The organism is Allobosea sp. CRIB-10 (genome assembly GCF_900112185.1).
GTDB lineage: Bacteria > Pseudomonadota > Alphaproteobacteria > Rhizobiales > Beijerinckiaceae > Allobosea.
This window is the reverse complement of the sequence record NZ_FOKP01000004.1, coordinates 170,700-189,256: the sequence shown is the minus strand read 5'-3', so window position 1 is coordinate 189,256 and position 18,557 is coordinate 170,700. Positions and strand designations below refer to the sequence as shown.

20 protein-coding genes are annotated in these 18,557 nt (G+C 67.2%); 9 read left to right on the top strand and 11 right to left on the bottom strand.

Annotated elements, in window-relative coordinates; all coding sequences use genetic code 11:
- The first annotated feature begins 64 nt into the window (after window positions 1-64).
- The 3 genes from BMZ69_RS07925 to BMZ69_RS07915 all read left to right on the top strand — a co-directional run bounded on the left by BMZ69_RS07925 (window position 65) and on the right by BMZ69_RS07915 (window position 3,201).
- Window positions 65-754 carry a hypothetical protein gene (locus BMZ69_RS07925; RefSeq protein WP_092156024.1) on the top strand — a complete coding sequence of 230 codons (690 nt, stop codon included), beginning with the start codon at window positions 65-67 and terminating at the stop codon, window positions 752-754.
- 114 nt (window positions 755-868) lie between these two features.
- On the top strand, window positions 869-2,845 hold the full coding sequence (locus BMZ69_RS07920) for a methyl-accepting chemotaxis protein (RefSeq protein ID WP_175506714.1): 1,977 nt from the start codon (window positions 869-871) through the stop codon (window positions 2,843-2,845).
- Window positions 2,842-3,201, top strand: a complete 360-nt coding sequence (locus BMZ69_RS07915) for a tRNA-binding protein (protein ID WP_210188003.1) — start codon at window positions 2,842-2,844, stop codon at window positions 3,199-3,201. The genes BMZ69_RS07920 and BMZ69_RS07915 overlap by 4 nt, the downstream gene beginning before the upstream one ends.
- Before the next feature lie 9 nt (window positions 3,202-3,210).
- On the opposite strand, the gene BMZ69_RS07910 is transcribed toward BMZ69_RS07915, so the two are convergent.
- Both BMZ69_RS07910 and BMZ69_RS07905 read right to left on the bottom strand, forming a co-directional pair.
- Window positions 3,211-4,125, bottom strand: a complete 915-nt coding sequence (locus BMZ69_RS07910; RefSeq protein WP_092156023.1) for a pyridoxamine 5'-phosphate oxidase family protein — start codon at window positions 4,123-4,125, stop codon at window positions 3,211-3,213.
- 5 nt (window positions 4,126-4,130) lie between these two features.
- Window positions 4,131-4,754: a glutathione S-transferase family protein gene (locus BMZ69_RS07905; RefSeq protein ID WP_092156022.1), complete on the bottom strand. Its 624-nt coding sequence runs from the start codon at window positions 4,752-4,754 to the stop codon at window positions 4,131-4,133.
- Between the two features lie 97 nt (window positions 4,755-4,851).
- Between BMZ69_RS07905 and BMZ69_RS07900 the strand changes: the two genes are divergently transcribed.
- Window positions 4,852-5,754: a LysR family transcriptional regulator gene (locus tag BMZ69_RS07900; RefSeq protein WP_092156149.1), complete on the top strand. Its 903-nt coding sequence runs from the start codon at window positions 4,852-4,854 to the stop codon at window positions 5,752-5,754.
- A 9-nt stretch (window positions 5,755-5,763) separates the two neighbouring features.
- On the opposite strand, the gene gcvA is transcribed toward BMZ69_RS07900, so the two are convergent.
- A complete protein-coding gene (gene gcvA, locus BMZ69_RS07895) occupies window positions 5,764-6,687 on the bottom strand; it encodes a transcriptional regulator GcvA (protein ID WP_092156021.1) in 924 nt (307 codons plus the stop codon).
- Between the two features lie 104 nt (window positions 6,688-6,791).
- On the opposite strand from gcvA, the gene BMZ69_RS07890 reads away from it, so the two are divergent.
- A complete protein-coding gene (locus BMZ69_RS07890) occupies window positions 6,792-7,016 on the top strand; it encodes a DUF1127 domain-containing protein (protein WP_092156020.1) in 225 nt (74 codons plus the stop codon).
- A gap of 184 nt (window positions 7,017-7,200) precedes the next feature.
- On the opposite strand, the gene BMZ69_RS07885 is transcribed toward BMZ69_RS07890, so the two are convergent.
- From BMZ69_RS07885 to BMZ69_RS07875, 3 genes are all read right to left on the bottom strand, one after another.
- Window positions 7,201-8,559 carry an ATP-binding protein gene (locus BMZ69_RS07885; protein ID WP_092156148.1) on the bottom strand — a complete coding sequence of 453 codons (1,359 nt, stop codon included), beginning with the start codon at window positions 8,557-8,559 and terminating at the stop codon, window positions 7,201-7,203.
- 95 nt (window positions 8,560-8,654) lie between these two features.
- Window positions 8,655-9,380: a response regulator gene (locus tag BMZ69_RS07880; protein ID WP_092156019.1), complete on the bottom strand. Its 726-nt coding sequence runs from the start codon at window positions 9,378-9,380 to the stop codon at window positions 8,655-8,657.
- A gap of 153 nt (window positions 9,381-9,533) precedes the next feature.
- On the bottom strand, window positions 9,534-10,025 hold the full coding sequence (locus tag BMZ69_RS07875) for a MarR family winged helix-turn-helix transcriptional regulator (RefSeq protein ID WP_244543276.1): 492 nt from the start codon (window positions 10,023-10,025) through the stop codon (window positions 9,534-9,536).
- 198 nt (window positions 10,026-10,223) lie between these two features.
- On the opposite strand from BMZ69_RS07875, the gene BMZ69_RS07870 reads away from it, so the two are divergent.
- Window positions 10,224-11,114 carry a branched-chain amino acid aminotransferase gene (locus BMZ69_RS07870; protein ID WP_092156017.1) on the top strand — a complete coding sequence of 297 codons (891 nt, stop codon included), beginning with the start codon at window positions 10,224-10,226 and terminating at the stop codon, window positions 11,112-11,114.
- Between the two features lie 55 nt (window positions 11,115-11,169).
- On the opposite strand, the gene BMZ69_RS07865 is transcribed toward BMZ69_RS07870, so the two are convergent.
- The 5 genes from BMZ69_RS07865 to uvrC all read right to left on the bottom strand — a co-directional run bounded on the left by BMZ69_RS07865 (window position 11,170) and on the right by uvrC (window position 15,836).
- A complete protein-coding gene (locus BMZ69_RS07865) occupies window positions 11,170-12,249 on the bottom strand; it encodes a DUF1176 domain-containing protein (RefSeq protein ID WP_092156016.1) in 1,080 nt (359 codons plus the stop codon).
- A gap of 2 nt (window positions 12,250-12,251) precedes the next feature.
- Window positions 12,252-12,707, bottom strand: coding sequence for a molybdenum cofactor biosynthesis protein MoaE (locus BMZ69_RS07860; RefSeq protein ID WP_092156015.1), 456 nt, complete (start codon window positions 12,705-12,707; stop codon window positions 12,252-12,254).
- Window positions 12,708-12,723: 16 nt separating this feature from the next.
- Complete coding sequence (moaD, locus tag BMZ69_RS07855; RefSeq protein WP_092156147.1) at window positions 12,724-12,975, bottom strand: molybdopterin converting factor subunit 1; 252 nt, start codon at window positions 12,973-12,975, stop codon at window positions 12,724-12,726.
- A 26-nt stretch (window positions 12,976-13,001) separates the two neighbouring features.
- Window positions 13,002-13,613, bottom strand: coding sequence for a CDP-diacylglycerol--glycerol-3-phosphate 3-phosphatidyltransferase (gene pgsA / locus BMZ69_RS07850; RefSeq protein WP_175506713.1), 612 nt, complete (start codon window positions 13,611-13,613; stop codon window positions 13,002-13,004).
- Window positions 13,614-13,679: 66 nt separating this feature from the next.
- A complete protein-coding gene (gene uvrC / locus BMZ69_RS07845) occupies window positions 13,680-15,836 on the bottom strand; it encodes an excinuclease ABC subunit UvrC (RefSeq protein WP_092156146.1) in 2,157 nt (718 codons plus the stop codon).
- 147 nt (window positions 15,837-15,983) lie between these two features.
- Between uvrC and BMZ69_RS07840 the strand changes: the two genes are divergently transcribed.
- The 3 genes from BMZ69_RS07840 (at window position 15,984) to BMZ69_RS07830 (ending at window position 18,543) form a co-directional block, all read left to right on the top strand.
- Entirely contained in the window at window positions 15,984-16,550 is a 567-nt protein-coding gene (locus tag BMZ69_RS07840; RefSeq protein ID WP_092156013.1) for a hypothetical protein, read from the top strand.
- Between the two features lie 74 nt (window positions 16,551-16,624).
- On the top strand, window positions 16,625-17,449 hold the full coding sequence (gene lgt / locus BMZ69_RS07835) for a prolipoprotein diacylglyceryl transferase (protein ID WP_175506712.1): 825 nt from the start codon (window positions 16,625-16,627) through the stop codon (window positions 17,447-17,449).
- On the top strand, window positions 17,446-18,543 hold the full coding sequence (locus BMZ69_RS07830) for a class I SAM-dependent methyltransferase (RefSeq protein ID WP_175506711.1): 1,098 nt from the start codon (window positions 17,446-17,448) through the stop codon (window positions 18,541-18,543). Before lgt ends, BMZ69_RS07830 begins: the two co-directional genes overlap by 4 nt.
- Window positions 18,544-18,557: the final 14 nt, after the last annotated feature.

Here is an 18,557-nt window from a genome sequence, read left to right as displayed (position 1 = left end):
TCAGCTCGCGACAGGAGAGAAGCCGATGGCGCGCAAACCCGTTTCCCCAGAAGCTGAGAAACCCATGGCGAAGCCCGATCCGCGGCGCGCCGTGGTAGATGCCCTGTTCCGGCTGGCGGCGACGCAGGCCTGGGACGAGATCGAGTTGCCGGCGATCGCCCGCGAGGCCGGCATCAGCCTCGCCGAACTGCGCGGACTCTTCCCGTCGAAGCTCGCTATCCTCGGCGGGCTCGGCCGCATCCTCGACGATGCCGTGCTGGCGGGCAGCTCCGACGATCTCATGGAGGAATCCTACAAGGAGCGCGTCTTCGACCTGGTGATGCGCCGGCTCGACGCGCTGGCGCCCTACAAGGTGGGCCTCAAGGCGCTGTTGCCGCATCTGCGGCGCCAGCCGCTGGCGCTCGCTGCGCTCGGGCGCAATTCGCTGAACTCCTGGCGCTATCTGCTCGCCTCGGCCGGCATCCCGACCGAGGATGATCTCGGCTCCGTGCGGGTCCGCGGCGCGACGCTGCTGATGGCGCGCGTGCTCGACACCTGGCTGGAAGACGACGAGCCGGAACTGTCGCGCACCATGGCCAAGCTCGACCGCGAGCTGAAGACCGCAGGCCAGATCATGGCGCGCGTCGAGGATGTCCACCGGCTGACGGCGCCGCTGCGCGGCCTTGCGCGCTCGCTGTGCTCAGGCGTCAAGCGTACGCCCCGGCGCGAGCGCATGCGTGGCGAGGACGGCGACGACTACGCTCCGGCGATCTGATTGCAATTACTGGTTGCGGTCCGGCAACTGGTGATTGTGGCAAGAAAGTGACAGCGTTAAGTGGGCATTAGCCGTTTCGGGCAAATGTGAAGAATCACGTTCGCGAGGGGCGACATGTCTGTGTTGAAGAAGCTTACTGCGCTGTCGATCGGCCGCTCATTTGGGCTGATTGCGATTCTGGCCGCCATCGTCGCCGTCGCGAGCGTTGCTGTCACGCTCAGCCAGGCCCGGGTCGACATGCTCGACCTGAAGCGGGCCGAGGTGAAGAACGCGGTCGAAGCTGCCGCCTCCACCGTGAACGCCTATGTGGCGAAGGTCGAGAAGGGCGAGCTGAAGGACGCCGACGCCCAGAAACTCGCGATCGACGCCGTGACAAATGCCCGCTTCGACGACGGCAACTACTTTTTCGTCATCCGCTATGACGGCTTCAACATCGCCCATGCGAACGCGAAGCTGATCGGCACCGACATGTCGCCGCTGAAGGACTCGACCGGCAAGCTCTTCGTCAAGGAATTGACCGACACGGCCCGGACCAAGGGCGCCGGTTTCGTCGACTATCTCTGGGTGAAACCGGGCGACAAGGATCCCTCGCTGAAGGTGTCCTATGTGGTCGGCGTGCCGAAATGGCAGTGGGCGATCGGCACCGGCATGCATGTCCATGCCGTCGATGCCTCGTTCTACGGATTGATCAAGGAAGTCGCGATCGTCCTGGTGCCGCTGGCGCTGCTGCTGCTCGGCCTCGTCGTCTTCCTGAGCCGCCGCGCCTCCGGAATGCTGCGCACGGTCTCCGGCAATATGAGCGCGCTCGCCGCCGGCGACCTCAAGGCGCCGATCGCCTATCAGGAGCGCCAAGACGAGGTCGGCAGCATGGCGCGCGCGCTCGTGGTGTTCCGCGACGCGGCGCTGATGAAGCAGCAGGTCGAGGCCGAGAAGGCGCAGGCCGAGGCCGATGCCGGCGAGCAGCGCCGGGCCGCCGACACGCAGCGCAACCTCAACGAGGCGCAGCGCAGCGACGAGGCCAAGAAGCAGGCCATCGTCGTCGACGCGCTCGGCGCCGGCCTGGAGCGCCTGACCGAGGGCGACCTGACCTACCGGATCGAGGCCGCCTTCAGCGCCGAATACGTCAAGCTCAAGAACGACTTCAACGCCGCGATGGCACATCTCGAAGAGACGATGCGGCAGATCGCGACGAATACCGAGAGCATGAAGGCCGGCGCCGGCGAGATCAGCCAGGCCGCCGACGACCTTGCCAGCCGCACCGAGCAGCAGGCTTCCTCGGTCGAGGAGACCGCGACCGCGCTCGATCAATTGACCGCGACAGTGCGCCAAACCGCCGAGGGCGCGCGCCAGGCCAGCCTCGCCACCACCCAGGTCAAGGGTGAGGCCGAGCAGTCCGGCGAGATCGTCCGCGAGGCCGTCGCCGCCATGAGCGGCATCGAGAAATCCTCCGAGGAGATCTCGCAGATCGTCGGCGTGATCGACGAGATCGCCTTCCAGACCAATCTCTTGGCGCTCAACGCCTCGGTCGAGGCGGCGCGCGCCGGCGATGCCGGCAAGGGCTTTGCGGTCGTCGCCTCCGAGGTCCGGGCGCTCGCTCAGCGCTCGGCCGACGCGGCCAAGGAAATCAAGGGGCTGATCACCGCCTCCAGTGTCGAGGTCGGGAAGGGGGTCGCGCTGGTCGGCCAGACTGGAACGGCGCTGGAGCGGATGTCGGGCGAGATCACCCGTGCCACCTCGCTGGTCGCCGAGATCGCCTCGGCTGCCCAGGAACAGGCGACCGGGCTTCAGGAAGTCAACACCGCCGTCAACGAGATGGACCAGGCGACGCAGCAGAACGCCGCCATGGCCGAGCAGTCGACCGCTGCCTCGCAGGCGCTGGCGCAGGAGGCTGACAGGCTGGCGGCGCTGGTCGGGCGCTTCCGGCTCGGTGGCGACGTGGTTGCGTTGAAGGCGATGGCGAGCAAGATGGCGCAGGCAGCGGCGCCTGCGCCGCGTCCGGCGCGCGCCATGGCGGCCGCGCCCGTCCAGAGCCATGGCAGCGCCGCGCGCAAGGTCGCCAATGGCGGCGATCGCGGCTGGGAGGAATTTTGAGCGAGCCTACGCAGATCGCCGAGCAGATCGGCTTCGACGATTTCCTCAAGGTCGACGTGCGCGTCGGCACCATTGTCGAAGCCGCTCCCTTCCCCGAAGCGCGCAAGCCGGCGATCAAGCTGGTGATCGATTTCGGCGGCACGATCGGCCGCAAGAAGTCCTCGGCGCAGATCACCAAGCACTACCGGCCGGAGGATCTCCCAGGCCGGCAGGTGCTGGCGGTGGTGAACTTCCCGCCGCGCCAGATCGGCAAGTTCATGTCGGAGGTTCTGACCCTCGGCGTGCCGGATGACAGCGGCGAGGTCGTGCTGATCGGCCCGTCGCTCGAGGTTCCCGCGGGCGGTCGGCTGTACTGAGATCGGGAGTCAGGCGGCTTGACCTTGCCGCCAACTTCCTGTTGCCAGTGTGGTCGGCGCCGGCTCGGGTTCGCTCCAGCGCAAGGGCAGAACCGCCCTGCGCCGCCAGGCCCGCGTCACCTCGACCTTCAGCAGGCGCTTGGCGCCCTCGATGTCAGCCAGCTCCGGGCCGGTCCAGACGACCTCCGCCACGCCCTGCAACTGCAGTACGTCGCCCTTCGCGAAGTCGATGAAGAGCATGGACGTTGCCGGTTCCCGCAGCAGGTTGCCGAAGGTGTTGAAATAGCTGTTGCCGGCGAAGTCCGGCACCGTCAGGCGACCGCCCTCGATCCGGACGAAGCCCGGCCTGCCGCCGCGATGCGAGATGTCGAGGCCGCTCTGCGAGCCGCTGGCGATGAAAAGTGTGTCGGACTGCGCGATCAGGGCGTTGGCTGCTACATCGAGGCCGCCGAGCTCTTCGGTGGTAGCAGCCGCTGCGCCCGGCACGATCTCATGCTGCCGGACCTGGATGTACTTGGCGCAATTGCCGAAGCTCTGGCTCACCGCGACCGTCAGCCCGTTTCCTTCGCGCTCGCTGATGACGCCATTGGCGCGGTTGCGGCGCCGGGTGCGCAGATCGAGGCCGAGGAGGCCGATCGACGCGCCCATACTCAGCGTGGCATCGGCCGGATCGCCCGAAGCGGGCAGGGTGGCGATGGCGAGTTCGTTCGGCGTCGGGCTGGTGACGAAGCCTTCGGGACCCGCGAGAATTGTTGCGATCGGCCAGCCGTTTTCATCGCGGCCGGCGGCGAAGAGATAAGGCAGCAGCGCGAAGAAATCGCGATGCTGGTCCGGCATGAAGTCGCGAATGCCAGCGCCGCGCGAGCTCTCGCCGGCCAGCGCCTGCGCCTCCAACTCGCCTGCATGAAAGGGCGTGGCATCCATGGCCGTCAGCTCTTCACAGGGATAGGCGAGGGCGGGATCGGCTTGAAGAAGGGCAGGGCCTCGACGCGCCTGAGCCAGGCCCGCACGGCCGGATAGGCATCGAGCGGGATGCCGCCTTCCGGCGCATGTGCGACATAGGAATAGCAGGCGAGGTCGGCGAGCGTCGGATGCTCGGTCGCAAGGAAGCTGCGGCCGGTGAGATGCTCTTCCATGAAGGGAAGCAGCCGAGCCGCGACCCGCTCGGCCCTCACCGGATCGTCTTCGTATTTGAACTGCGCGATCATCCGGGCGATCGCCGGGCCGTGCATGACTTCGCCGGCGGCGATGGAGAGCCAGCGCTGCACCTGTGCGGCGGCGATCGGGTCGTGCGGCAGCCAGTCGCTCTCCGGCGCATAGCGCTTCGCCAGATAGACCAGGATGGCGTTGCTGTCGGCCAAAGTGAGATCGCCGTCCTGCAGCACCGGGATCTGACCGAGCGGGTTGAGCTTGCGGAAAGCCTCGCTGCGACGGACGTCCGCCGGGGCCGGAACGAAGTCGAAGTCCAGTCCGAGCGCGCGCAGCAGCAGTTCGACGCGGTGGGTATGGCCCGAGAGCGCGGTGCCATGCAGCGTGATCTTGGCTTGGGTCATCGGAGCCTCGCGATTGTGCGGGAGGACTCTGATTGTTTCAGATGTGCTGCGAAAGCTGGTAGGCTGGCAAATCAGAATTCCTATTGACGGAATGATCATGGACCGGCTCGACGAGCTCGCCATCTTCGTCGCGATCATCGATACCGGCAGCCTCGCCGGCGCGGCGCGCCAGCTCAGGCGTTCGCGCCCGGCGGTGACGCGCGCTCTCGCCGCACTGGAGGAGCGCGCCGGCGTCAGGCTGATCGCACGCACTACGCGGCAGCTGATGGCGACCGAAGCGGGGCGGGAGCTCGCAGCCTCAGCCCGGAACATCCTCGCAGAGTATGACGCATCGCTTTCCGGCGTCACCGCGGCGCCGATGCGCGGCCTGATCAGGATCACCGCGCCGACTGCCTTCGGCCGGCGCCATGTCACGCCTGTGGTCGCCGAGTTCCTCGATCTGCATCCGGAGATCCAGATCGAGCTGGTGCTGGCCGACCGCAATCTCGATCTGATCGAGGAGGGCCTGCATCTGGCCGTCCGGATCGGCCCGCTGCCGAGCTCGCGGCTGGTGGCGCGCAAGGTTGGAGAGGTCAGACGCGTGCTGGTCGCGGCGCCGGCCTATCTTGAGCGCCGCGGCATACCGCAGCGCCCGGGCGACCTCTCCGGGCATGATACCATCGTCAGCATCGCCGCCGGCCAGAGCATGGTCTGGCGCTTCGCCGGCGATGCGCGCAGCGCGACCGTTCAGGTGTCGCCGCGCCTGATCGTCAACGAGATCGAATCGGTGCTGATCGCGACGCGCTCCGGCCGCGGCTTGGCGCGTGCCCTGTCCTATCAGGTCGCGCCGGATATCGAAGCCGGCACGCTGGTGCGGGTTATGCGGGACTGGGAGCCGCCGGCCTCGCCGGTCCAGCTCGTCGTGCCGAGCGGCCAGCATCTCCAGCCGAAGGTGCGGGCCTTCCTCGACCATGCCGCCGCCCGGCTGCAGCAACTGCCGGTGATCCGGCCGGAACGCTGAAGCGGAAGCTCAGCGCAGCTCGGCATGCCTGGCGGCCTCTTCGTGAATCCAGCTGCGGAAGGCGGCGATCGCCGGTCGCTCTGCCACCGCTTCGGGGCAGACGACATAGTATTGATAGGCGCCGGGCAATTGCTGCGCGAAGGGGCGCACCAGGCGCCCGGCTTCGAGATAATCGCCGATCAGCGCGCTGGTTGCGAGCGCGATGCCCTGGCCCGAGGATGCCGCCTGCAAGGCGAGGAAGGTGTGGGAGAAGCGCGGGCCGTGTGAGGCATCGATGTCGTCGACGCCGGCAAAAGCGAGCCATTGCGGCCAGGTCACATATTCGGGAATGCCTTCGGCGAGTTCGTGCAGCAGGGTGTGATGGCGCAGGTCGGATGGCTCCCGCAACGGCCGCTCGGGATCGTTGAGCAGCGCCGCGTTGCAGACCGGAAAGAAGGTCTCCGTCATCAAGAGCTCGGAGTGCAGTCCGGTATAGGCACCCTGGCCATAGCGGACGGCGATGTCGACATCCTCGCGGGCGAAATCGGTAAGATGCATCGATACGGAGATGCGCACCTCCAGCTCGGGATGGCGCTGCTTGAGCACCCCGAGGCGCGGGATCAGCCAGCTCAGCGCGAAGCTCGGCATGGTGCTGACCGTCAGGATATTGGCCATGTCCGGCCGCAGCGCCCGGGCGGTGGCCTCGTCGAGCTGGTCGAGCACCTGCGAGATCGACGCGGCATAGCGCTGGCCGAGCGGAGTGAGCGCGATGCCCTTGCTCGGCAGGCGGGTGAAGAGCGGGCGCTGCAGCCAGGCTTCGAGGGTCTTGACCTGCTGGCCGACGGCGCTGGCGGTGACGGCGAGCTCGTCACCCGCCCGTTCATAGTTGAGGTGCCGCGAAGCGGCCTCGAAGGCGCGCAGCGAGGTCAGGGGCGGCAGGTGCCGGCGGGACATTGTGTGGCCAAGTTCTGCTTGGGCTGAGGCAAAGAAGTTCTCATTTGCTTCCGGGCTCTGCAAGCCCCAATTTACAGGCATAAGCTCAGTCACAGGAGGCCGATATGCCGGCCGGGACCACCACAGGAAATCTTTCGTTCTCCTCCTCGGAGCATTCAGCGCACGGACTCGCCGGGCTGTTCCTGCGTTTCGAGGATTGGCTGACGGCGCGGGCCAGCGCCCGGGCGCTCTATCGCATGGATGATGCGGCGCTGTCGGACATCGCGCTCTCCCGCAGCGATGTCGAACGGGTGAACAGCTCGGCCCGCAAGGCCCTGTGGAGCCACTGAACCACTGCCCGTCATTCCGGGGCGCGCCGGAGGCGTGAGCCCGGAACCCATGACCATGATGCTGCCGGAAGGGCGCGGCGATGGCTGCGTCCGTCTCATAGCGGCCGGTGTTCATGGGTTCCGGGTTTTTGCTGTGCAACCCCCCGGAAGGACGGCATGGTTCCGCGCCCGCCTTGCGGCCCGCTCAGACCGGCAGTCTGACCGTCGCGCGCAAGCCGCCGAGCGGCGACTCGCCGAGGATGATGTCGCCGCCATGCGAGCGGGCGATGTTGCGGGCTATGGCGAGGCCCAAGCCCGTGCCGCCGCCGTCGACATTGCGGGCTTCGTCAATCCGGAAGAACGGCTTGAACACGTCCTCGCGCAGCTCCGGCGGGATGCCGGGCCCGTCATCGTCGACCATGACGATGAGATAGCGCGCATCATGGGTGGCGCGGATGGCGATGCGGTCGCCGAAGCGCGCCGCATTCGAGACCAGATTGGTGAGCAGGCGTCGGATCGCGTCGGGCCGGACCACGACCAGCGGATCGCCGATGACGGTGAGCTCGGTCTGGTGGTCCTGGCGCTCGGCATCGGCCTTGAGCGTCTCGAGCAGGGCGCGGATGTCGGTCTCGACCGGGGCCTCGCCGGCATCGCCGCGGGCGAAGGCGAGATAGTCCTCGAGCATCCGGCTCATCTCGTCGACGTCCTTCTCGAGCGCTTCGAGATCGGGCGAGCGTTCGAGCAGGGCCAGGGAGAGCTTGAAGCGGGTCAGGATGGTGCGCAGGTCGTGGCTGACGCCGTTCAGCATCATCGTGCGCTCGCCGATCGAACGCTCGACGCGCCGTTTCATCTCGATGAAGGCGTTGCCGGCGCGGCGGACCTCGCGGGCGCCGCGCGGACGGAACTCGGCGTCACGGCCCTTGCCGAAGGCCTCGGCGGCGTCGGCGAGGCGCAGGATCGGCCGGATCTGGTTGCGCAGGAACAGCACGGCGATGGTGAGCAGGATCAGCGAGGTACCCATCATCCAGAGCAGGAAGATGTGGCTGTTCGAGGCATAGGCCTGGCTGCGGCGGGTCAGCACCCGCATCACGTCCTTGCCGAGCTTGATCCTGATCTCGATCAGGCTGGAGCGGCCGACCGTGTCGAGCCAGAAGGGCCGCTTGACCTGCTGGGCGAGCTCGGTCGAGAGCGCGCTGTCGAGCAGCGAGAAGAAGGGGCGGGGGCCAGGGGCCGGTAGGTCGGTATCGGGCAGGATCTCGACATCCATGCCGAGCCGCTCCTCGGCGATACGGCCGAGGATGGTCGCATCATTGTCCTGCGGATAGCTCTCATAGACGTCGATGAGGGTCGAGATCTCCGAGGCAACTGCAGACGACAGGCGCTGCGTCACCGTCTGCCAGTGCCGCTCCATGAAGACATAGGCAACGACTGACTGGAGCAGCACGACAGGCGCGATGACGATGACGAGGGCCCGCGGGTAGAGCCCCTTGGGCATGATCCGCGCGATCGGCCGCAGCGACCGGTCCGGCAGGCGGCGCAACGGCCTGAGCCCGCCCGACAGCATCGACGCGCCCTTGCTCCAGGCTGTGCGGAGCCCCGTCAGCATCCTCGCCGCGAGCGGGACGAGGCGACGCCTGAGCGAAGCGTCAGCCATGTCGGTCAGGCCCGGTCGACGACGAGGCGGTAGCCGATGCCGCGGACGGTCTGGAGGTAGAGCGGATCGGCAGGATCACGCTCGATCTTGCGGCGCAGCCGGTTGATCTGGACATCGATGGTGCGGTCATTGGCGGCGGAGCCCTGAGCGGCGAGCTGCTCGCGCGGGATATGTTCGCCGGCGCGTTCGGCCAGGGTGGTCAGGATCTCGCGTTCGCGCTCGGTCAGGCGGATCGACTCCTCGCCCTGGCGCAATTCGCCGCGGGCGAGGCCGTAGATGAAGGGGCCGAAACGGACATAGTCCGGCCGCGCCGGCGCGGCCGGCGCCTCGGGCTGGGCGTTGCGCTTCAGCACGTTGCCGAGGCGCAGGATCAGCTCGCGCGGCTCGAAGGGTTTGGCGAGATAGTCGTCGACCCCGATCTCCAGGCCATTGATGCGGTCGCCCGAATCGGCGCGGGCGGTCAGCATCAGGATCGGCACCTGCGAGGTCTGGCGCAGGCGGCGGGCGAAGTCGAAGCCGTTCTCGCCCGGCATCATCACGTCGAGCACCATGGCGTCGAAGACGAGATGGCCGAGGCGGGTGTCGGCATCGGCGGCGCTGGCAGCGGTGGTGACGCGGTAGCCATGGTCGCTGAGGAAGCGCGCCAGCAGGTCGCGCAGGCGGCGGTCGTCATCGACCACCAGGATATGCGGGGCTTCGTCGGGCACTGGTTTGCGCGCATTCGCCGCCATCTGGGCTCCTTTCCCGTCCTCGGCGCCGGCTGAGCGCACCCGTGTCGTTTCCAGGAGGATAGCACAGGCCGCCCGGGTCCTGGCCTGAGCTTCGCCAGGTCTCGGATAACATTGTCTAACGTTCTGCAACGACTTCGGCTGGACGCAGCGTCCTCAGCGCGGCCCGGCGAGCAGGTCCTGCACCTTCTTGCGCTCGGACGGATCGATCAAGCCGGCGAGGTAACGTGCGACGATATCGCTTGCCTCGGGGCCGACCTGAGCGAGCGCGCCATTGATGCGTCTGGCCTGCAATTGCGCCAGCCGGACCGCGAGCTCGCGGCCCGCAGTGGTCGCGTAGAGATTGCGCTGGCGCTTGTCCTGCGTGCCCGTGCGCGACTCAACGAAGCCGGTCTCGACCAGTTCCTTCAGCACCCGGTTCAGGCTCTGCTTGGTGATCTGCAGGATGTCGAGCAATTCGGCGATGGTCAGCCCCGGCTGGCGCTGGACGAAATGGAGCACGCGGTGGTGAGCCCGGCCGAAGCCGTAATCGGCGAGGATGCGGTCGGGATCGCCGACGAAGTCGCGATAGGCGAAGAAGAACAGCTCGATCAGCTCGTAAGGCACGGCGTCGCGCGGCTCCTCGGGGGCGGCAGGCGCCGGATGCAATACGGGTGTGCTCACCGTCACGCTCATTTTTTATGTCAGCCTTGTTGACATATCTCAGACGTAAGATTACCGGTCAAGCACGCGGGACGACCGATTATGTCGCGAGCGCCAGTTCCGGCGCAGCAAAAATCCCGCGCTTGCACGCCCTTCCGGCCTGTGGCGGAGTGCCTGCAAGAAAAGCACCTGGAGGACTGTATCATGTCTGTCATTCCTTTCGACCAGCGCGACGGCGTCATCTGGTTCGACGGCAAGCTCGTGCCGTGGAAGGAGGCCAAGGTGCACGTACTCACCCATGGCCTGCACTACGGCTCCTGCGTCTTCGAGGGTGAGCGCTCCTATGACGGCGTGATCTACAAGTGCACCGAGCACTCGCAGCGCTTCCACAAGTCGGCCGAGATCATGGATTTCACGATCCCATATTCGGTCGCCGAGCTCGACGCCGCGAAATATCTCTGCCTGAAGGAGAATGGCCTGAAGGACGCCTATGTCCGCCCGGTCGCCTGGCGCGGCTCGGAGATGATGGCGGTCTCTGGAATGAACAACACCATCCACACTGCGATCGCGGTGTGGGAGTGGCCGAGCATGTTCGACATGGCGCAGAAGCTGAAGGGCGTGCGCCTCGACCTCGCCGAATATCGCCGGCCCGACCCGGCCTGCGCGCCTGTTCATGCCAAGGCGGCGGGGCTCTACATGATCTGCTCGCTGTCCAAGCACAAGGCCGAGCGCGCCGGCTATGCCGATGCGATGATGCTCGACTGGGAAGGCAATGTCGCCGAGTGCACCGGCGCCAACATCTTCTTCATCAAGGACGGCGTGGTCCATACCCCGCTGGCCGATCGCTTCCTGAACGGCATCACCCGCCAGTCGGTGGTCGATCTGTGCCGGAAGCGCGGCTTCGAGGTGGTCGAGCGCCGCATCCGGCCGGAGGAACTCGAAGGCTTCAGCGAGTGCTTCATCACCGGCTCGGCTGCCGAGGTGACTTTGGTCTCCGAGATCGGCCCCTACAACTTCGTCACCGGCAATATGGGCAAGGTGATCATGGAGGACTATTCGGACGAGGTCCGGCAGAAGTCCAAGGCCGCGGCCTGAGGCTGTCCCACCGTTCGAGTGAAGCGTCCCGGGCAGCTCGGCTGCCCGGGATTTTTCATTTCACGACCTTCACCTCGCTGCGGAAGAGCACCAGCCAGTCGTCCGAAGACAGCTGACGGCATTCGCCCATCGTGCTGAGCGCCGTGAGCGCGAAGTCGGAGCCGGTCCAGGCATAAGTGCCGGCGCCGCCGCAATCGCCGATGCCGCGGCCCTTGGCGAAATAGAGCAGTTGGCCAGTCTCCGGCATGTAGTCCGAATTGATCAGTATGTTGTTCTCGTTCTCGGCGAAAGCGAGCTTGCGCGCGCTGGCGACCGCGTCACCCGTGACCAGCCAGTAGCCGGTGAGGATGTTGTAGGCGCCGCTGCCGCAATACAGCCCGATCAGCCTGCGTCCGCCATCGAGCTGCCAGGCCCGGTCCGTGTTGTAGCGGGCGCCGTCATCCTCCTCGCAGACATCGGGATCGCTCGCCTTCAGATGCTTGCGCAGGGAGGCGCCCAATGCCTTCGCCGCCGCCTCGGCGAGCGCCGGCCCGGTCGCCCTGGCGGTGATCACCGGCAGCGCCGGCGGCGATGGCACGGTGCTCGCGGCGGCCGGCCCCTTGCGGATGAGCGCCGTCACGGTGTTGAGCCGGCCCTGCTGTTCGTCGATCCAGAGCATGGCCGCGACCGAGCCGGCGAGCGAGATCGCATAGCTCTTGCCGGCCAGAGAGGCCGAGAGCTTGGTCGCCTTGCGGGCTGCGGCGATCAGCGTCGCGGTGTCGGCCTCCGAAAAAACGATGCGGGCGGTCTCGACGTCTTCCAGGGTGGCGGCCAACGGCTTGCCGCCGACGGGGAACGGCACGCCGTCGAGCGTGAGGCCGACGGCGAGCGGCAGCTTCAGCTTCTCTCCCACCAGCTTGAGCGAGAGCGAGACCGCCCCACCCGGGCCGCCGGGGCGCTCAAGCTTCAGGAAGCCGACGGTTTCGGCGGTTTCATCGGGCAATGACAACGCCGTGCAGCTGCGCAGGTTGTCACATCCGGCGATCCAGTCGCGGAAGGTCTTGCTCTGGCTCTGTGCCGCTGCCGGGGCCATCGCGGCCAGCAGCATCGCGCCGCAGAGCGGGGCCAGCCCCACCCGGAACCATCCTGCGCCCATCGTCAGCTCCAGCGTTCCGCCGCCTTGTCGTCGTCGTCTTTGGCTTCGACCCAGCCGCCGAGCGTGCCGTCGGCGAGGTGCTCGCGCTTCCAGAACGGGGCGCGGGTCTTGAGATAGTCCATCAGGAAATCGGCGGCCTCGAAAGCCTCGCGGCGATGGCTCGACGCGGCGATCACCAGCACGATCTGCTCGCCCGGCTTGATCAGCCCGAAGCGGTGGATGGCGAGGAGGCCCGCAAGCGGCCAGCGCCCGGCAGCCTCGCCCGCGACGCGGCCGATCTCGGCCTCGGCCATGCCAGGATAGTGCTCCAGCTCGAGCGCGGCGAGGCGGCCGCTCTCGTCGCGGCAGAGCCCGGCGAAGGAGACGACGGCGCCGATACTCGGATCGCCGGCCGTCAGCGCCGCGATCTCGGCGCCGATGTCGAAATCCTCGCGCTGGATGCGGACGAGCGGCGTCATCACCTGGTCTCGTAGGTCAGCCGCCGGTCATCGGCGGGAAGAAGGCGATCTCGCGGGCGCCGGTGATGGCCGTTGCCGGTTTGGCATGGGTCTGGTCGATCGCCGCGCGCACGACCGCCGGATTCTCGAAGGCGAGTTCATAGCCTTCGCCACGCGTCTTCAGCCAGCGCACGAGGTCGGCGATGGTCGCGGTGCCAGCGGGTGGTGTGACGGTTTCATCAGCCAAGCCGATGCGCTCGCGCACCCAGGCGAAATAGACCAGCTTCAGGCTGGCAGGTTCGGCGGTTGCCATGCTCATGACGCGCGCTCGTCCTCCTCGACGAGATGGCGGATGCCGGAATTGAGATAATCCCAGCCGGTGTAGATCGTCAGCAGCGCCGCGACCCAAAGCATCACGATCCCGATCTGGGTGTTGTAGGGCAGGACCTTGTCGCCCGCGGGGCCGGCGACAAGGAAGCCGAGCGCGAACAATTGCGCCGTGGTCTTGTACTTGGCGACCTTGCTGACGGGGACGCTGACCTTGAGTTCGGCCAGGAATTCGCGCAGGCCCGAGACCAGGATCTCGCGGCAAAGGATGACGATGGCCGCCCAGATCGCCCAGCCCTTGATCGTTTCCGTATGGACCAGCATCAGCAGCAGGGCGCAGACCAGCAGCTTGTCGGCAATCGGATCGAGCATGCGCCCAATCGCCGATTGCTGGCCCCAGCTGCGGGCAAGCCAGCCGTCGAGATAGTCGGTGACAGCGGCGACGACGTAGATTCCCAGCGCCGTCCAGCGGGCCCAGTCATCCCAGGGCCAGAACAGCAGCGCCACCAGCGCCGGAATCGCGATGATCCGGCCATAAGTAAGCAGGTTCGGCAGGGACCAGGGTCCCCGGCGGCGGATGGCTTCGTTGAGACTCGTCACGACACCCACCAAAACAGCGCCTTCATGACAGCGTCAACACGCAAGACTGTGACCCCGCCATTCCGATCAATGCTCATGGAAATGGGCATGCACCGCCTTGGCGGTCGCGGCATTCACACCCGGGGTCCGCATCAGGTCGTCGAGCTTGGCGCGCTGAATCGCCTTCACCGTGCCGAAATGCAGCAGCAGCGCCCGTTTGCGCGAGGGGCCGATGCCTGGGATCTCGTCGAGCGGGTTGGTCTTGATGTCGCGCTTTCGCTTGGCGCGATGCGTGCCGATGGCGAAGCGGTGGGCCTCGTCGCGCAGGCGCTGGATGAAGAACAGGGCCGGATCGCGCGGCGGCAGCTTGAACGGCTCCTTGCCGACCATGAAGAAGGTCTCGCGCATGGCGTTGCGGTCCTCGCCCTTGGCGATGGCGACGAGCGCGATGTCTGTGACGCCGCATTCGGCCATGATCTTGCGCGCGGCCTCGAACTGGCCCTTGCCGCCGTCGACGATGACGAGGTCGGGGCGGGAGGGGAAGGCTGTCTCGTCTTCGGGCTCTTCGTTTTCCGGGCGAGGCTCCACCCCTCCCCCTTGTGGGGAGGGGAAGGGGTGGGGGGCGTCCGACTGGGTGAGCCTCGGCAGAATCGAGGCGACGGCATCGGCCGGGAGGCTTGCCTCGCTGGCGGTTTGCTCTGGCTTTTCGCCCCCCACCTCCAGCTCCTCTCCACAAGGGGGAGGAGAGCCTGTCGCGGTTCCTGCCTCCCTCGCCAGCCTTGAAAACCGCCGCTTCAGCACCTCGCGCATCATGCCGAAATCGTCGCCGGCGATGGTGTCGGCCGAGATGTTGAAGGTGCGGTAATGGCTCTTCATGAAGCCGTCCCGCCCGGCGACGATCATGCCGCCGACCGCGTTGGTGCCCATGATGTGCGAGTTGTCGTAGACCTCGACACGGCGCGGCGCCTTCTCCAGGCCGAAGGCCTGACCGAGCGCGTTGAGCAGGCTCTGCTGGCCGGCATTGTCGGCGAGCTTGCGGGCGAGCGCCTCATGCGCGTTCTTCTGGGCATGGGCGACGAGGTCGCGGCGCTCGCCGCGCTTGGGCGTCGCCAGCTCGACCTTGCGGCCGGCGCGTTCGCACAGAGCTTGCGCGATCAGGTCGGCCTCGGCCAGCTCATGCGAGAGCAGGACGAGGCGCGGCGGCGGCTTGTCGTCGTAGAACTGGGTGACGACCGAGGCCAGGACCTCGGCGGGGGTCAGGCTCTTGTCGGCGCGCGGAAAGAGGGCGCGGTTGCCCCAGTTCTGCTTGTTGCGGAAGAAGAAGATCTCGACGCAGAACTGCCCGGCCTGCTCGTCGATGGCGAAGACGTCGGCCTCCTCGACGCCTTGCGTGTTGATGTCCTGCCCGGCCTGCACGGCCGAGAGCGCCGCCAGCCGGTCGCGGTAGCGCGCCGCCTTCTCGAATTCTAGCTCCTCGGCCGCCGCCTGCATGCGCTCGGAGAGCAGTTCCTTCACCGCGGAGGAACGGCCGGAGAGGAAGGCGCGGGCCTGGTCGGCGAGGCCCTGATAGTCGGCATGCGAGATCTCGCCGGTGCAGGGGCCCGAGCAGCGCTTGATCTGGAAGAGCAGGCAGGGCCGAGTGCGGTTCTCGTAATAGCTGTCCGAGCAGGAGCGCAGCAGGAACGCCTTCTGCAGCGCGTCGATGGTGCGCTCCACTGCCCAGACGGAGGCGAAGGGGCCGAAATAGTCGCCCTTGCGCTGGCGCGAGCCCCTGTGCTTCGCGATCTGCGGCGCCGGATGATCGCCGGAGAGGAAGATGTAGGGGAAGGATTTGTCGTCGCGCAGCAGCACGTTGTAGCGCGGCCGGAGCTGCTTGATCAGGTTCGATTCGAGCAGCAGCGCCTCGGTCTCGGTGCCGGTGGTGACGAACTCCATGTTCGCCGTCTCGGCGATCATCCGCGCCACCGCATTGGTGTGGGCCATGCCGCGGGCATAGGCCGTCACACGGTTCTTCAGGCTCTTGGCCTTGCCGACATACAGCACCTCGCCGGCGCGATCGAACATCCGATAGACGCCGGGCCGGTTCGGCAGATGCCTGGCGAAATCGGCGATCACCTCGATGCCGGCCTTGAGCGCGCCGGGAGTGGCCTCGCCGAGGTCGAGCGCGGGCTCGGACGTGGAAGACAGCTCCTCCTCGTCCTCGAACTCTTCTTCCGGCAATTCGTCTGGGCGTTCGCGATTCATGGCCTGCATGTAGGATGCCGCAGCCGCTTCGTCATGTCAGGAGCGTGGCGGAATCCTGCAACGGCTTGTTCGCCATTCCAAACGGTTGCGCTTCGGATTTTCTGCAAGGTCCGGTAGAGGCAAGGTCCCGCTTCGCCCGAGGCCGCTATGTCCGTCGATATTCTGACGAAGGTCGCGTTGTTCGTCCCGGCCTTCATGGCCGTGACCGCGCTCTGCGTCTGCCTGCAGCGGCGGCGGGCGCGACGGCATGGTCAGTGGAAATATCTGACGCCCGGCCCGTATTTCTGGCTCGGCCTCTTCGCCGGCCTGCTGATCACCGCGGTGGCGACGCTGGTGGTCGCGGCCGGGCGCGTCGAGCGGAGCGCCGGCCTGCTCTTCACCAGCTTCTTCGCCGGCATGACGCTCATCCTCGCGGCCCAGGCGCTGGTCGAGCAGGTACGCTGGAACGATCGGCGCATCGAGCGCCGGACGATCACCGGCCGGACGATCTCGCTGAGCTGGAACGAGCTCGCCCGGATCGGCGTCGATTGGACGACATATCTCTGGATCTCCTCCTTCGATGGCCCGCGCCTGCGCATCTCGACCTATGACAACGGCTTCGACGAGCTCGCCTTGATGATCCGCGCTCATCTGCCGACCGACCTACCGCCGGCCTCGCCCGAGTTGGGCTACGAGCCGATGCTGGCGCAGGTGCGGGCACGTGGCCGGGGCTGAGCGCGGCTCTCTGACCTCTTGACCCGGATACTGCGCGCCCTGCATCACCGCAGCGCGCAACCCGGATCCCGCCCATGCCCGTCTTCGCCATTCCTTTCCCGGTGATCGATCCGGTCGCGCTCCAGCTCGGGCCGCTCTCGATCAAATGGTACGGGCTCGCCTATGTCGCCGGCCTGCTCGGCGGCTGGTGGTATGCGCGCCGGCTCGCCGCGACGGAGCGGCTCTGGGGCGGCAGGGCGCGGCCGAGCCCCGATTCGCTCGACGATTTCCTGCTCTTCGCTGCGCTCGGCGTCGTGATCGGCGGCCGCCTCGGCTTCGTGCTGTTCTATAACCTGCCCGAATATCTCGCCAATCCGCTGGAGATCTTCGCGGTCTGGAAGGGTGGCATGTCTTTCCATGGCGGGCTCGTCGGTGCTGCGGCGGGCCTATGGGTCTTCGCCATCAGGCGCGGCTATCCGCCGCTTTCGGCGCTCGATCTCGGCGCGGCGGTGGCGCCGATCGGCCTGTTCCTCGGCCGCATCGCCAATTTCGTCAATGGCGAGCTCTGGGGCCGGCCGGCGCCGGATGTGCCCTGGGGAATCGTCTTTCCGCATGGCGGGCCGGTGCCGCGCCATCCGAGCCAGCTCTATGAGGCTTTCAGCGAAGGCCTGCTCCTGCTGGTGATCCTGATGATCGTGATCCGTGTCGGCGGGTTGAAGCGGCCGGGGCTCGTGGCCGGGCTCTTCGGCATGGGCTATGGCATCGCCCGCACTACCTGTGAGTTCTTCCGCGAGCCCGATCCGCAGCTCGGCTTCCTGTTCGGGACGAGCTGGCTGACCATGGGCATGCTGCTGTCGGTGCCGCTGTTCCTCGCAGGTCTCTTTCTCGTGCTGCGGCGGAAGGGACCGGCACAAGCGTGAATCCGCTGGCGCAGGAACTCGCAGAGCTGATCCGCCAGGAGGGGCCGCTCGGCGTCTCCCGTTACATGGCGCTCTGCCTCGGCCATCCCCGCCATGGCTACTATATGAAGCAGGACCCGTTCGGCGCCGACGGGGACTTCACCACCGCGCCCGAGATCAGCCAGGTCTTCGGCGAGCTGATCGGTCTATGGGCCGCGAGCGTCTGGCAGGCGATGGGGATGCCGGCATCGGTCCGCCTTATCGAGCTCGGGCCCGGGCGCGGCACGCTGATGCAGGACATGCTGCGGGCGGCGGGGGCGCTGCCGGGTTTTCGGGATGCGCTCTCGGTGCATCTGGTCGAGACGAGCCCGGTGCTGCGCGAGCGGCAGAGGGGCACGCTCGCCGCGAGCGATGCGACGCCACATTGGCATGACCGGATCGAGCAGGCGCTGGAAGGGCCCGCCATCGTCATTGCCAACGAATTCCTCGACGCGCTCCCACTAGACCAGTTCGTCCGAACCCCGGAGGGCTGGCGCGAGCGGCTGGTTGGGCTCGATGGCGAGGGCCGGCTGGCCTTCGGTCTGTCGGGCGAGCCCGATGCTTCACTCGCCATGACAGCTCCCGCCGGTTCGCTGTTCGAACACCCCGCCGCGGCGCTGGAAGCAGTCACAATCGTCGCCCGCCATGTCGCAGCCGAAGGCGGCGCCGGGCTGTTCATCGATTATGGCCCGGCCCGCTCCGGCTTCGGCGATACGCTGCAGGCGCTGAAGCGCCATGCCTTCGTCGACGTGCTGGCCGAGCCTGGCGATGCCGACCTCACCGTGCATGTCGACTTCGCCCGGATGGCGCAGGCGGGGCTGGCAGCCGGAGCGGCGGCGCATGGCGCCGTCTCGCAGCGCGACTTCCTGCTGGCGCTCGGGTTGCAGCAGCGATTCGAGGCGCTGTGCCGCCGCGCGACGCCGGCACAGGTCGAGACGCTCGCAGGCGGAGTCGGGCGCCTGATCGAGACCGGGCCGACGGCGATGGGCGAGCTCTTCAAGGTGCTGGCCGTCGCCGAGCGGAACCTGCCGCTGCTGCCCGGATTTGACCTTCATCGCCTGCCAGAGCAGGGCTGACCCACAAACGGACG